A 15,924-nucleotide genomic window follows, 5' to 3' on the forward strand; every position below is an offset into this window, starting at 1 on the left:
AGAAAGATTGCCCGGCTTTCGATATGTACACAGGTTTCCCTGAAACTCCCTAATCTATAATTCCCATCTGCTTAGTTGCACGGGGCTTTGCTTCTACGCCGCAAGATAACATAGCAATTACCCACTTCGGGGCTTCAAAATAAGTTTGCAGAATCTGCAAACAAATAAGCCCCACACCAAATACCGGTGCGGGGCGCTTTGAATTAGCACAAAACTATTACGTAATCAGTCAGGAGCAAAAGCGGGGCGTAAAACACCTTACGCCCCGAATGCTATTGCTCGTAGTAAAACATCTTGCAATCGCTATTCCACGATTACCATGCGCTTCGTCGCGCTGTGCGTACCGGTGCTGACCGTGTACTGCACTACGCCTGTCGCCGCCAGCTCAGAAGACTTAACCGTGATGTGGTTGTAGCCTTTAGAGCCATCCTGGCGGTACAGTTTCAGTACCTTGCCGGTTACGTCGCTGATGGTGATCGTCACCTGTGCTGCCTCTGGCAGGTTGAAGCCGATCACAGTCTCGCCCTTGAATGGGTTCGGCTGGTTCTGGTACAGCTCGAAGCCTGCGCCCGCTACAGTACCGGTGCTGAACTCGATCGCTACGTCCTGGAAGCTGCCGTCTTTGCCGTAAGCTTCTGCCTTCGTAACTGCTGAGCTTACGCCCAGTACTTCGCTCAGCATCACGTCGCTGTTTGCGCGCAATACCAGTGTGAACAGCTCTGCATCAGATGCTTCGCCGTTCCAGCTTGTCGTGATCATGCCTTCGCCCAGGTAAGACAGGCCGAAGTTGTCTTCAGTAGCTACACCGCTTACGATGTCTACCAGCTCTACGCCGTTGCTCAGCGTCAGCGTCGCCTGGTAGCCCTCGATGCGTGCCAGCTCAGCAGCTGTGAAGCTTACGCGGTACTCATTGCCCGCCTTCAGCTCCTGCTCGTCTGTCTGCAGTGCAAAAGTGCCTTCGTAGCTGCGCTCGTCAACTACTGCAAAGCTGTTTGCTGCCGCATCACCGTTCACATCACCAATCTTCACGGCTACGAAGTCCGCATCCATGATGCTTGTCGCAGGCAGGTCGTTGATGTTGATCACTTCAGGGAACTGCTCTGCCCATGGGTTAGATGGGTCTGGGAAGACGTAAGCCGTCTCCACAAAGCGCCAGCTGGTGTTGTTAGCGAACTCTGTATCGATAGACAGGATCAGCTTGCGCAGCTGGATCAGGTCCAGAGTTGTGATAGAGCCAGAGTTGTTAACGTCCGCTGCGATACGCTGGTATGGCGTGCTCAGCGGGCCAACGCCCAGGATGTGCTTGCTGATCAGTACCAGGTCGAACGTAGACACACCGTTGAGGTAGTCGCCGTCGCGCTGTGGCGTGATCGTGTAGTCAAGGCCTGATGTCAGGTTCGTGAATACGTAAGCGCCATCGTTCTGAGTCGTCATCGCTGTAGAAGCCTGGCCGGAAAGGCTGACCTGTACATCTTCTACCGGCTCGTTGTCCTCGGTATTGACCGCACCGGCTGCCATTGGTGCTGCTGCACCGCATACGCCCATGTTGTCCTGTACCAGGATGTAAGTCTCGCAGAAGTCGCTGTTGCCAGCTGCGTCGTACGCCCAGATCTCGATCACCAGCGTGCCTTCGTCGTCACAAGTCAGCACAAGGCCGGTCTGGTCAGGGTCGTTAGGCTCGCCTGCACGGTTGATAGAGTACTTGATCGGCTCAGAGCAATCAGTGATCGGAGAAGCGATGAAGTCGCTCGCCCAGATCTCAGCCATGCCTGCACCCGGGTCCGGTAGGTTGTCGCCGTCCTCGTCTACTGGCATCAGCTCGATCGCAATGCCGTTGATGCAAATTGGCGCTGGCGCCTTGCAGTCGATGATGTCGAATGGCAGGATGGCAAGGTCTGAGTTGCCACAGCCGTCCAGTACGTGCACTTCGAACGCGTGGCTGCCGATTGGCAGGTCGTTCACTGTGATCGTGTAGTCTGGGTAAGAACCAGATACCACGCCTGTCAGCTGTACAAGGTCGCCGCTCAGGAATGGGTCAAGGAACACCTTGATCGTCAGGTCGTCTGGCGTACAGTCCTCATCGATGCTGAACGGATAAGTTACGTTCGCATCACAGTTCACGTTGTCCAGGGAGCAGAATGCGTCTGCCTGCGTGAAGCTGATCTCAGGAGCGGTGTCGTCGTATACCTTGATGATCTGAGTGTACTGGTAGTAGCCAGTCTCGTCATACTCGAAGCTGTAGTAGTCGTTCGATACGCCACAGAAGTTGATGCCTGGTACGTTGTTGTCAGGTGTCTCGTCTGTGTCCCGGTCGAAGTAGATCTTGCCGTTCGGGCGTGCAAGCAGCCAGAAGCCGTTGCCGTTGTTCGCAATACGGTCGCCATCGCCTGGAACACCGTTGCAGTCCTCGTCGCGGCCCACGATGTAAGGGTCGCTCTCGCCGTCATACTGGCACCAGTTGATCACCTTCCACGTACGGAAGATCTTGTAGCACTCGTCGCCGGATGCAGAGAACTGCTCGTCGTTGCTTGTCACTGCAAGCAGGTCGCAGCCAAGCTCGTTGTACTCAACGGTGTCTGGCGTTGGCGTGCCACAGTTCGCCTCAGCGTCCTCTGGGAAGTAGATCTCGTAGTTGTGCACCTCATTGATCGTGATCACCTGCACACAGCTGTTTGTGCTGCTCAGGCCGTTCACGTCAGTGACGCGGAAGATACGAGTGATGGAGCCGTAGCCGCACTCCAGGTCAGCGTTCGATGCTACCTGCTGTACAGATGCTACACCGCAGTTGTCTGCGCCCGTCGCCATGCCGAACAGGTCTTCCAGCTGGCCTGCGTCAGATGCGTCGAAGCCGTATGGCAGGCCGTCGCAATCCACAACTACGTTGTCTGGCGCGTCACAGAATGGGTTGATCTTGTCCTCTGGCGTAACGCTCAGCCAGCAGGAGTTCTGGTTGCCGTACTGGTCGGTTACAACCAGTGTGATATCAGATGTAACGCCTACGTCACAGCAGAAGAAGTCGACGAAATCGCCGGTTACGCTGTTCTGCGTGCCGCAAGTGTAAGTGACCGGGTTGAAGTTGTTACGGAAGATCGCGATAGATACATCACCGCAGTTGTCCCATGAGCCTTCGTCCACGTCAGATGCGAACACCCGTGCAAGCGCTGGCTGGCCAGGCACGATGTTGCCGCCGCCGATGCTTACGTTCAGCTGGTCGTCGCATACTGCCACTGGCTCGATCTGGTCGATCACTGAGAATGGGCAGTACAGCTCCGTCTCATTGCCACAGTCGTCTTCTGCCACATAGCGGAAGAAGTGGTCGCCGAATGGGATAGAGGATACAAAACGGTTCGCGCCAGGCTGGATTGTGCGCACCACTACGGTGTCGATCACAAACTGTCCGGTTGGCAGGCCGTACTGGTTGATCACCTCTTCCTCTGTTGTCGTCACGATCTCAGTGTATACCGTTACGTTAGAGCAGTTGTCGCTCACGCTTGGCATTGGCACTTCGAAAGATGCACCGCAAGAGAATGGGCTTGTAGAGTAAGCGATTGGCGTGCCCGCTGGGCAAGACACCTCTGGCGCTGTGTAGTCGCCTACTTTGATCAGCTGGTTCACCAGCAGGCTGCTGCCTGGGTCGCACCAGTCAAAGATGGTCCACTCACGGCGGAACTTGAAGCGGCCTTCGCACTCGTCTACTGTTGGCAGGTCTTCGTAAGAAGCGCCGATGTTGCAGTAATTCGGAGCGATGTCAAAGATGCCGAACGCTGTGAAGATGAACGGATAGCCAGTCAGCTCTGGAGCCGGGTTGCCGTTCGCCAGCGCTGGGTAGTCCTCGTCGCACTCTACTACTGCTGTGAAGCTTGGGAAGTTCACGTCGTCAAGCGTTGGCTTGCGGATCGTGATCTGCTGCTGGCACTCGTCTGTCAGCCCCTGGTCGTCAATAGCAGTGAACGTGCGCGTGATCACTACGTCGCCACAGTCACCTGAAGAAGTGAAGCTGTCCGTCGCTGTGATGTCTACGTTGTTGTCGCAGTTGTCCGTCGCACTTGGCGCGCCTACCCACTGGTAAGTGCCGCTGATGAATGCAGTCTCCTGTGCTACAGAACCTGCGTCGCCGCCGTAGATCTGGTCGAAGTCGTCACAGAACAGCGGGATAGACAGCTGCTCAGTAGTCGATGGCAGGGCAGAGAACGTCGTGTCATACTGGATCGTCCAGTCTGGCAGCATCGTTTCTGTAAAGTTCCATGCGCCTACAAGGCCGTTGCCGTCGCTGAAGATCGTGTGCTCGTAGGAGCCAGTCACGTCTGAGCCAAAGCTGGAAACCAGCACGAAGTAAGTCTCGTACGCACGCAGTGGCAGCGTTACGCGCACTTGTGGGTCGAACAAGCCGCCGATTGGGCCTGCGTTGCCAAGGATGTTGTCATCCGCTGCGTAAAGGATATTCTCACATGGGCTGTCCGCATCAAAGCTGCCCTGGTACAGTGCAGTGAAGCCATCGCCCCAGGAAGTGTTCAGGTAGATCGTGTAGATATCATCTGCGCTCACCTGGAACTCGATGATGTCATAGTACTGTCCGCCTGCAACTGGGCCCGCTCCGTCAAGGAAGCAAGAGTAGTCCGCAAGCTCAAGCTGTGCGTCAGTGGTCTCAAGGGCACCCTGGATCTTCTGTACAGACTCAGAAATCGTCGCTACGTCTGTGTCGTCCGGGCACTCAACAACTGGTGCGGTCTTGTCTTCGCCAGTGATGTATCCCCAGCATGGCTCGAAGCCTGCTACGTCCGGCCCATCAATCTCGTAAATCCACTGCCCGTGCCCGTCAAGGATGTTGCCGTTGGCGGGGTTGTCATCGTTGACGATAGTGATGGCGAAATCGTCTTCCTGCAGGCAGCCAAAGTTGCCTTCCAGCACCATATCTGCTGTGATCACCCGGGAGCAGTTCTCGTCCAGCGTCACGTTGATATCATCGTTGCACGCCAGGTTCGCTTCCGGCGCATCGTCTTGTGTGACAGACACCCCGAAGGCTTCGCTTGTGCTGTTGCCCGCTGCGTCCACCGCCCCTATGCTCACCGTGTACTGGCCAGGGCCCGCTGTGAAGCAGTAGGTAGTGCCGTCTGCCGTCACCTGGATGGCAGCGCCGCCAGGGCCTGTCACCGTTACCGTGGGCACAATATCGCCCTCGCAATCGTCAATGGCCGTAGCCTGGAAGCAGATTTCTGCCTCGTCCGGCCCACAGGGGTCCAGTTCCTCCGTGATGTTCTGCGATGGGTACACGATAACGGGGGCGGAATTGTCTTCGTCCGCGTTCACCGTAATTGTAGCCGTAGCCTCGGTGGTATTGCCGCCGCCATCGGTGTACGTGCCCACGATGGTGTACACGCCAGGGCTCAGGCTCAGGCTCCACGCGAAGTAGCCGTTCGCAGGGCCCGACAGCGCTGCGTCGAATGGGGGCGCTGGCGCTCCGTTCACCGTGAAGCTGGCTGTGCCAAAGTCTTCATCACAGTCGTCTTCCAGCTGTACCGCAAAGCTTACCGCCGCTTCGCCTTCGCAGTTCGGCACCTGGTAGGCCAGGTTGCCGGGCATCGTTATTACCGCCGGCGTGTCCGGGCCTTGCACCACTTCTACAGCATGGCCTATTGTTACCCCTTCGTAGCTGGTAACAATCAGGTAGCTGCCGGCGCTCAGGTTGCCCGTGGCTTCGAAGTACGCATAGCCCTCGTTCACCAGGATGTAGGTGATCTCCAGTGGCGCGCCGCTAATGCTGATCAGCCCGTCGGGCACATCGCCCGCCTGCAGCTCGCAGTCATAAATATGGCCCGAGAAGACGATAAAGCCGTCCTCAGCACAGTCTTCGATCACGAACTGCCCGTTGCCGGACACGTCCACGATCGGCGCAGGGCTCTGCGCCTGCGTGAGGGTGATGTCAAAGCTGTACTGGCTCGTATTGCCATAGTCGTCTGTAGCCTCGTAGACTACTGTGTATACTCCTGGCGCCAGCACATCGCCCGGCTGCGGGCCGCTGATCTGCACCAGCTCCACGTCCAGGCTGCAGTCGTCTATTGCTGATACCTGCCAGTTCACAGGCATGCCGTCTTCGCAGCCCGGGATCTGCACCTGCATGTCGCCAGGGCCGTAGATCTCTGGGGCGCGGTTGTCCACTACCGTAATCTCGTAGGACAGCTCCGTGCTGTTGCCCGCCTCGTCTGTGGCGGTCAGCACCACTGTGTTCGTGCCTATGCCTGCATGGACGCTCACCGCATAGCCGGAGCTCGCCTGTACGGCTGTCGCCCAGGGGGCCGCGCCTGCCACATCGCTCTCAATGCTCACGCTCAGCCCGATGGAACCCACAGCGCTGCAGTTGTCCGTGGTGATCGCCAGCCACTCCAGCTGTACGCCGCACTCCCCTTCAGGGGGCGTATAAGTGAACGACGCGCCAGAGCCCAGCCCTACGCCGCCCTGCGCTGAAACCCCCAGCGACGGGCCTTCCATGTCCTGATTGGACAGCACCACAAAATCTTCCACCTCCAGCGGGAAGCACCCTACGCCGTAGCCGCAGCTCAGCGTATCCAATAGCTCTACCCGGAGGCTGTAGCTGCCTTCGCCAAGCCCGCTCACGCTGAAGCTATTCGCCAGCGTCGTGTCCCCTGCGACCAATATATCACTGCCAGCCTGCTCCAGGTACACCGCGTAGCGGCCCGCACAGCCTGATTCCTCCAGCTCAAACAGTACGCTGCCGTCTGTGCCCCCGGGGCATGCAGGGCCCGCAGCGCTTATGACCGATGCCATTGGCACAGGGTTGCAGTCTGCGTACAGTGGCCCGGTGATGGACACGACATTGCTCGTGCTGATGTTCTCCGTGATCGCAAGGCGGTACTCCTCGCCGTTCTGCAGCGTGCCGTGGGCGATCGTCACGCTCGTTTCTGTCATGTTCACGTAGTCCAGCACCGGGTTGCCCGCGCTGTCTTCTATGTCTACCGTGTACGTCACGCCAGGCTCCCCGCTGACCGGCGACCACTCCAAAGTGATCGAGCCGTCGCAGTTGCAGCTGTACGTGTACGGCACTTCGTAGCCGCCGTCCACTGTGTAGTTCTTCTCCCCTACGCCCAGCGTCACGCACTCCGTGGAACCGCTCGCCGTAATATCGGAGTCCAGCTCTGCTGAGCCGGCCTGATAGCCCGCATACGACCACAGGTTCGGCAGGCTGCCGGCCCATTCGGCACGCCCTTCATAGTCCAGCACGTAGCCGCCCGCCGGGAGCCCGGTGAACAAAAAGCGCCCTTCGATGTCCGACACCACTGTGTCCACGCCGTTGCCCGCGCAGTCCAGCAGCCGCACTTCCGTGTAGCCTAAGCCCGGCTCGCCGGGGCTCTGCAGACCGTCACGGTCGAAGTCCTTCCATGCACGGTCGCCGATCTCGGCACATACCAGCGGCAGGTTGTTGTTCAGCACCAGGTCGCCCGGTGAAAGCACAAACTCCATGTAGAACGGGTTCGCACCGCAGGACGCGTCTTCCATGAAGCCACTCATTGCTTCCTCTGAGCTGCCCACGATTGTAATGCCCGGCTCTGGGTCCAGCTGACCGCTGTCAGTACAGTCCGTGCTGATACCATAGCCGTTTGGTGTTGTTAGTGTCATCGTGTAGACCCCGCTTGCGTCCACAAACCACTGATAGAAGCCTGTAGAGCCGTCCGCGACCATCGTCACATTGCCCGGGCCCGTTACCTGAATGGCCGCACCGCTGATGATCTCGCCCGTATTCTCACAGTAGATGAAGCCCTGTGGGTCCAGCATCTCGCCACCAATGTCCGGGTCGTTCACGTCCGGGATGTAGTCCCCATCTGCATCAAGGAAGACACCGGCGTTCAGGTCATAGACACTCGCTGCTCCCGTCTCCAAAGTAAAGCACCGCTCCCCTTCCAGGGAGTAGTCAGAGTCCAGGCTGTCGATCATGTTGAACTCTACATTGGGGATGGTCAGCACGTAGTCTTCCGCATTGTCCAGCCCTTCAAAGCTGACCTCCATGCAGTAGTCGCCGGCCAGTACCACCTCGAAGAGGTAATAGCCGTCTTCATCTGCCATCTGCACCTCATCAACGGGATTACCGTTGGCATCAGTACCGTACAGGCGTACCTGCACGCCAGCAAGCCCTACTTCACATTCAGAGAAGCCAAATACCGATTCCTCCAATGCTACTCCGTTACTACATTGATTAAATAACCCGTTGCGGTCATTGTCCAGCCAGACGTAGCCGCCAAGGTCGGAGCCGCACAGCTCACCAAAAAACTCTTCGCTACCCCAGGCTTGTGTCGCTTCAAGCCCTACCATCTCACCTTCAATCGCCGCCAGGGGGATGCCATCTTCATTCACTTCCCCAGGGAGGCGGTTTTCTTCATCCAGCTCAAAAAGATTAAACCCACTCTCCGCTTCAACAGCATCCGGGCAAGAATCCCCATCGCTATCTAAGTCAAGGTAGTTAGGTATGCCATCCTCATCTATGTCAAAGGCGTACCCCTCTCCTGCTTCATCTGCATCGGGAATACCATCGTTATCGCTGTCCAAATCGAAATAATCTGGGAGCCCGTCACTATCTGAATCTTGAGGAGTACATGTTTGACCTACCGAAAGCAAGTCAATCGCGGATGTCGAATTGGCGAAAACCAATTCATGAATTCTGACCCCTTCAGTCATTGAAGTATTGACTGAATGTTTGGACCCATCCGGATCTTGCCGGTCAATAAGGATATTTCCATCTATATCTCTCGCAATTACCCGGATAGTCCCTAACCCCGTGACAGGGTCACTCCATACGGAAAAAGCGTCTGTTGTTGATTTCGTAACACCATCTGACTCATAATAGGAAAAACTCACCCCGGAGTTGGGTTGAAAAATCATTTTCCCATCTGTATCACCTTCCTCATCCCAAGTTGGATGATTAATAATATTAAAAAAGGTGGTATTGGGAATAAAGTTAACGGCATCCGTATGCCTAATTAACACCCCTAAAGAATCTAAGTAGGCATCCATAGATTGATTACCTGTACTCAGCCCCCCCGTTAGGTTGACACTAAAACCATCAATACAGGTAAGCTCTCCCAATTCAATACTAGTTGGAATACCATCTCCATCATCATCGCTATCCAAAAAGTCAGGTGTACCATTACCATCCGTATCCGTATTTTCATCCTGCTCAACCTCGTTCAAAAGACCATCATTGTCACAATCGGCGAATGCCCAAAGTGAACCTTTTGCCAGGGTTACCGATGCAAACTCGTAATCGCATGGCTCAAGCGGATCGGTAAGATCTTCAACCTCAGTACCATCTATAACTCCATCTCTATCTGTATCTGGGTTGTAAGGATCAGTGCCCGCTTCCAGCTCCTCTGAATTCGTCAAACCATCATCATCACAGTCACCCGCAGCCCAGATTTCATTTTCCGCATCGTAACCCGCGTAGTTAGGGCTTTGTGCAGGGTCGCAGGGATCCATCGGGTCAGTATTATCTTCATCCTCATCGCCATCTGAAATGCCATCTCCATCGGTATCAACATTACAAATCGTGAGCGTAGTTGACTGAGAACCGCAACCGGTGCTTGTGATTGCACCAATGTCCAATGAAAATGTTCCGCACCCCGGACCTGTTACTGTTATACTGTTGTCACAGTCATCAAATGTCATATTCGTCAATGTACCTACTGGTGTCCAGCTACTACCACAGACTACACCGTCACATTCACTAAATGTTTCCTGATTCAAGAAAAATTTGTCATTCTGAGCTCCACGTACTTCTTTCTGTAAATTTGATGCCAACCCAACCGGGCAACACTCTTTTAAAATAGAGATAGCTTTACCCCTATTATCTGGGGGTAGACCCGGGTTCGCTGCAGCTGTACCAACGTACGCCATAGTGTTTGCATCGAATGCCGAAATACAATCCGTAGCCGCGTTGTCCGTAAAATTTGACAAATAAAGCCGATCCGTAGCCTCAGACCAAGCCAAACCTATCCCTGCACACCAAGGTGTCGTACCACATATACCATCAAGAGTTTGTGAAATATACCCTCCTGAAGCATCATATTTAATAATATAGGTCAATGTTCCTCCATCTACATTAGATTTAACCACATAGATGTTCCCGGAATTATCACCTACAACACCAAAGACACTTTCAAAGGTATTGGGTAAAAAATTCTCCCCGGGATTCACCACTTCGTTAGTACCTCTTGTGATTAGTGGGTCGATACAAGCACCTGTACCTGCTATCCCCGCTTCTAATTCAGCTCGTGTAAAAACCCATACTTTATGACTCCCCCCGCGCTGTGCAGCATAAACCGTTTCCGTCACGGGGTTATAAGATAAACCCCATAAATTACCTTCAGCACCATTTAGACAAAGCTGTCCCAGGTTTTCACCTGTACAGGAGTTAAAAGCAGTAGGACCACCACTAGTATTCACATACAATGTGTTTCCTATACCAAATATATTCTGGTGATCTCCAAAGTTAAGAATAGTTGTTGGACCTGTAGGGCTGATGGCTCCATCGCAATCAAATTCACGTATTGCACTATTTCCAACGTTTGCACCAATAAATAATCTACCGTTCAAATCAGTCCCTAAACCATGTGGACTAGGCATTTCTGACACCCCCGTACCTGGATACCAGTGCTGGGCCGGCGGAGCACCTCCATTGACTCCTACCACTTCTGTAAGCGCAACTTCAGCCCCTACTTCGAACTTTAAAACTGAACCAATAGCTGGCTCGTTGAGGTAAACGTACTCCGTACAGTCACAACTCTGCCCAAAAGAAACTGACGCGGAGGAAATTGCAAAGAAGAGGACTAGTAAGAAGCTATTTTGGCTCAACCTTCGAGTTGAATTTGAGAGTTGAGTAATCATGAGTGAAGTTGTGTTTTGACAAACACGGTTTTTGTGCACATTTTTTGAGTAAATCTTCATGTGATTTTAGTTTTGTTGTATTGTGCTATTTGCTTAGCAACAGACTTCCAGATACTCTCTTCAAACATCATAGGACCTACCGCTACTTCTTCCAAGAATATTCTCCCCAGGCGCTATCGGACCTGCCCCCTGAGAACATAACGATAAGATCAGACAGACACTCGCCTGCCAGGGAATCCGAACTAACAGGCTGCCCCATCTACTACGGCCATTACACGCAATGTTTCGCTTCGCCAGTTCTACCATTGTCTTTTGTCCTTGTTTTTTCATAAGCTTATGATTTTTGTTGAAAACTTGAAGATTCTCTTTCGTAATAAGAATTCAGGACAATTATATTGACATAACCAGGGCAGGAGGGTCAATATCGCCAACAATTTCGATGCAGGACGAGCGAAAAAATGGAACATGGAGGCACGAAATTTCATAGCAGCAAAGGAAATGATGCAGTCAGCCTGCTTTTGCAGACAGCCTGTTCATTAAACTTGGTAAGAAAAGAAACCACTCCTAGTGCTCTGTGTAGGGCTCTTTTCTCCTTTCTATTCGTTTCGTGTTCGTCTATCCTATCCTTATGAAAAGAGAGAATTATAGGTCCCTTTTTTGAAATCGAGGCTCAGCAGTGCTTTGATTGAGGAAAAGCTGCTCGTTCAAAATGCTCAGTAGCTTAAGTACACAGCGTACCGGTAAAGCCCGCCCTCTCAGTGGATACACAAGAAGTGGCAGAATAAAATAATTAAAGTTATATTTGGCATCTTTTTAAAAAAACAGCAGTGGATTGGGCACGTCAAACCAGTGCAATGGTAAGGATCTCATGAGTGCAAAGAGTAATTCTGGCTTAATTCAGGTAAAGTCTAGATTATCAAGCAATTACTATTTCACTGGCCTTTTTACATGGCCACGTGCAAAGTGATTTATGGCTCTTTACCACTTTTAGAGTGTAGTGCCTCCCCCCTGACTTTCACCCCTTTCTCCCGCTAAGCACAAACACGGATTCCACTTCAAGTGATTGACAACCAAAAGCTTGAAATCAATTGAGATTTATTTGATCAAATGATCGAGAAATGCTTTGTATATTAAGAAGCAGTTAAGTCTCATTTTTTTCTTCTTAGATTCGGACAGGTAAATACACTAGCATCTATTATTTGTGTTCACCTTTAAAAATCAGAATATGCACAAACTCAGCAGCTGCCTGCTCTTGATATCCTTACTTTATTCAAGCAGAATATTGGGAAATGACACCCTTCTTACAAAAGTCTTCACTTATAACGAGTCAATTGGCACCATTGCTAATGATAGCAATGGTAATATCTTTGCATCTTTCAGCACAGGTGTATACTACGTTGATGGCGACAGTGGCGCAACTCGTCTTTATGACTCAGATTTCAATGGTCATATCTTTTTCCTCGACAGCCTCTATTATGAAAAGTGCCCCTGCGAATATGATGTCCAAGTCAAAATCAGCAACTTGAAGCAAAGCTACCTTTCGTGGCTCGATCAACTCCCCTCCTCCGATTTGCACCCTATGCCAACTGTAGCTGTAGATAGCTCTTCAAACTTCTATGTTGCAACAGATTATCACATTTACAAATTTAAGGTTTTACATTCTTTTGACAGAAGTCTTCGTGCTCATTCTGTGCGCGGTATTGCGTTCTGGAATAAAGATTTCTATTACAATACATACGATGGCTTATTCAAGGGTGCTAAAGTTTTAGATACATGTATAATTGGAGGAACCCTTTATCAAAACTCATCAGGTCAGCTTTATGTCACAGAAGGCCCCAACCTTTACAGCATAAAAGATAGAGGTATACAAAGGCTCACGCTTAGTGAGGACATCATTGGACTAGAGGACGGAGATGGCCCTAACATAACCCAAATAATACAAACTCCAGAGAGTGATTGGCTCATAGGTACAACTAATGGACTCGCCATAAGAACACCTGACAATATCTCCTATCTACTCAAAGGAAGCTGTATCGAAGGGATAACTCCAGCTAAAAATGGCTTCATCCTTTCTACTTCAGAGGATATCGTACTACTGACAAAAGACTATAAAGCAAAGCCCTACGGCTTACCAAAGTACTACTACAACCAGACCATTGCTCACGGTAATGCACTAATTACAGCAACGGATCAGGGGCTTTTTCTTTTCGATACCAAGAATCACTCTATGATTCCATTGTTACAAAGCTTACAAGTCGATAAACCAATTAAAGCTCAAAACATTATCAAGGACAAATCAGGCTTCCTTTGGTGCGGTACTAATTACGGACTATATCACATTGATTTATCTGACTATTCATTTCAAAGCTATCTGGAGAAAGTAGATTTCAACAAACGCTCCCTTTTCCAAAATGACGGTACTATCTACATGGGTTCAATCAGTGGTGTATATTCTTGGAAGCCTAATGATTTCCATAAGCTCACTAATAGTGACGCCTCGAAAAGCGATACAATCGCTACATTAGCTCCTTCATATCCTAATGGTATGATTATCTCTATCCTCACTGCCACTGCGATCGGGCTCCTGACTATCGCCGTGTTTATCTCTAAACGACATTTGAAAAGTCAAGACAGTCCCCCTCTAATCAACAACTTACCATCCTCATTCGAAACCCAAATAGACGACTATATCAATCAAAACATCCACAATGTCACAGTTGATACAATTTGTGCTCACTTCGATATAACAAAACGAGAGCTCTATCGGAAACTTAAACATCTTCTTCTCCCCTCTCCCGGTCAGTTAATTCGCGAAAAGAGGCAGGAACTCATTTTTAAAGTCCTCGATACTAATCCAGAAACTGATATTGAAACCCTTGCAAATATGGTTGGGTATTCAAAACGTCATGTTCAAAACATTTTAGACTCACATAATACAATAGAATCGGGGACATCCAGTAAATAAGCGCTCCCAATTCGAACCCGTGACTTAGTTGGTAAAACTAAACATCAGCCCTGATTATTAACCAGAATAGGCCCGGGGCCTGCTCACTAAGGCTTCTCCTGCTTTGCCAGCAGTTGAGTTGACTCGTATTCGCCTACCGCCGATTAGGTATCTGGGCTTCTTACAGCTCTGTGGAATTACGCCTGCATGCCATACAAAACAATCGAGTAGGAGATGAGGGCAGGCGCAAGCCCGGCCTTATCGTCCTCTCACACCACCGAGCGTACTCTCGTACTCGGCGGTTTCTTTAGACGTGTAACCGGGAGTAGACGTTCATCACATCAATTAAGCCTTGATCAGCGAACCAGCTGTTGTTCATTCCTTCATACGCCGCTGGGGTGCATGCCTTTCGCCACCATCCTCGGCGGCTAGCCGCAGTTGTCCAGCTTCGATTCTTTGGAATGCCCAACTTTTGCAGCCATCTGGCTATTCCGATGGCTCGCTTGCATTGCTTGAGGCGATAACATCGCAGTCGGTGTTTGAGCCAACTACACAGGCTCGCTAGCTTCTTTCTCATCTTTGCATATCGGAAGTAATACAGCCAACCTTGCATGCGTCGGTTGACCTGCGCGATGAGCTGGTCAAAGCTGCAGCCTCGGTTGCGACGGGTAACCTGACGTAGTTTGCCTTTCAGCCGGTCCTCGCTGGGCCAGGTTAAGATCAAACTCCCGTCTACATTGATCCCGTGGCCTAGGAAATTGATGCCCCAACACTTTACTATCCGGCTCTTTTGGCGATTCACTTTTAGCCTCAATTTGCCTTCCAGATAGTTGATCAGACTGTTTTGTACCCGTTCAGCGGAGCATTCGCTGCCTACCAGTACGATCACATCGTCAGCATAACGTACAAAGCAGTGCCCTCGTCTTTCCAACTCCTTGTCCAGTTCGTCTAGTACGATGTTGGACAGCAGTGGGGACAGGGGGCCGCCTTGCGGCGTACCTTTGATGCGTTGATTCATCCCCCCCCTTCCAGCATCCCTGCCTTGAGGAAGCGATGTATCAGTTTGAGCAGGCGTTTATCCCCGATCCGGGTACTTAACAGGTGTAATAGTCGATCATGATTGACCTCATCGAAAAACTTGGCTAGGTCCAGATCCACCACGTACCTCTTGCCTGACCCCACATATGCTCCGGCTTGTTGTAGAGCCTGGCGTGCACTGCGCCCAGGCCGAAAACCATAGCTGTAATCGGAGAATATGCGTTCATAACGGGGGCTGAGTACCTGCAAGATCGCCTGTTGTACCAGACGGTCTTTTACTGTGGGGATACCCAATTGGCAGTAGCTCCCCCTAGGCTTTGGTATCTTTACTCCCCGTACTGCGCTGGGATAGTATTTACCATTTAGCAAGTCTTGACGAAGTGCTTCGTGGTGGCGGCTGAACCACTCCTGCAGTCCCTCAACCTCCATCCCATCTACTCCGCCTCGCCCGCCGTTTGAGATTACTCTGCGGCAAGCTTGGCTTAAATTTGACAGATCCGCTATGCGGCCCATCAAATCTACGGTCAAGGCTCGTTCTTTCTTACAATCCGCAAGCCACTCCTCGGTTCGTTTATTCGCAGCAACGCTTACGTTCGCACCGCTCCAAACCAACCCATCTGCTTGCCATTCGTCTAGCTCTGCTAGACTTATCTGACTGCCCTGATGTTTTGCTGAGTTCTTCATGGCTTGCCGCCTGTTAAAAAAAACTGCCTTGGTTTAAAGATTCGGTCCTTCCTTCCCGTAAAAAAAACGGTCCGTACTATGACCTCGACTGACTTCTCCTCCCCTCTCGGGGCCGGAGACCTCCCATGGTAAGTATGCCTCTTTTCCGTGAATTGCGCCGGATTTACCTAAGTTGGTTACGGAAGGCTTTCGGGCGTCTCCGTTTATTGCCGGATTACCCCCAACTTCGGCCTTATATCCGATTCCTGTTCGTCACAACCCACTTTTGCTACGGGCTTCCTTCAGATTCCACCTCACGGTGGACACCCTTGCCCTTCGCTAACGGTTCCCAGCCTTCTGGGCCCGCTCAGGTCTTACATCTTAAAATG

4 protein-coding genes are annotated in these 15,924 nt (G+C 51.7%); 1 reads left to right on the forward strand and 3 read right to left on the reverse strand.

All coding sequences use genetic code 11. The annotated features are described in order from the left end of the window. Nucleotides 1-303: 303 nt before the first annotated feature. The gene (locus tag ACO08I_RS04410; protein WP_421948613.1) at nucleotides 304-9,750 is read right to left on the reverse strand and encodes an SdrD B-like domain-containing protein; all 9,447 of its coding nucleotides are present in this window, start codon (nucleotides 9,748-9,750) and stop codon (nucleotides 304-306) included. Between the two features lie 2,365 nt (nucleotides 9,751-12,115). Between ACO08I_RS04410 and ACO08I_RS04415 the strand changes: the two genes are divergently transcribed. Next, nucleotides 12,116-13,855: a hypothetical protein gene (locus ACO08I_RS04415; RefSeq protein WP_282775725.1), complete on the forward strand. Its 1,740-nt coding sequence runs from the start codon at nucleotides 12,116-12,118 to the stop codon at nucleotides 13,853-13,855. A 286-nt stretch (nucleotides 13,856-14,141) separates the two neighbouring features. Here ACO08I_RS04415 and ACO08I_RS04420 read toward each other — a convergent pair whose 3' ends face one another. After that, on the reverse strand, nucleotides 14,142-14,852 hold the full coding sequence (locus tag ACO08I_RS04420; RefSeq protein ID WP_421948614.1) for a reverse transcriptase domain-containing protein: 711 nt from the start codon (nucleotides 14,850-14,852) through the stop codon (nucleotides 14,142-14,144). Further along, on the reverse strand, nucleotides 14,849-15,556 hold the full coding sequence (locus ACO08I_RS04425) for a reverse transcriptase domain-containing protein (RefSeq protein ID WP_421948615.1): 708 nt from the start codon (nucleotides 15,554-15,556) through the stop codon (nucleotides 14,849-14,851). The genes ACO08I_RS04420 and ACO08I_RS04425 overlap by 4 nt, the downstream gene beginning before the upstream one ends. Between the last annotated feature and the right edge of the window lie 368 nt (nucleotides 15,557-15,924).

Origin of the sequence: Phaeodactylibacter xiamenensis (assembly GCF_965229835.1) — a bacterium.
Classification (GTDB): Bacteria; Bacteroidota; Bacteroidia; order Chitinophagales; family Saprospiraceae; genus Phaeodactylibacter; species Phaeodactylibacter xiamenensis.

What these genes read in the sequence shown, in the direction of transcription:
- ACO08I_RS04425 (WP_421948615.1), bottom strand. Translation starts at nt 15,556, where the DNA reads ATGAAGAACTCAGCAAAACATCAGGGCAGTCAGATAAGTCTAGCAGAG.
- ACO08I_RS04420 (WP_421948614.1), bottom strand. Translation starts at nt 14,852, where the DNA reads ATGAATCAACGCATCAAAGGTACGCCGCAAGGCGGCCCCCTGTCCCCA.
- ACO08I_RS04415 (WP_282775725.1), top strand. Translation starts at nt 12,116, where the DNA reads ATGCACAAACTCAGCAGCTGCCTGCTCTTGATATCCTTACTTTATTCA.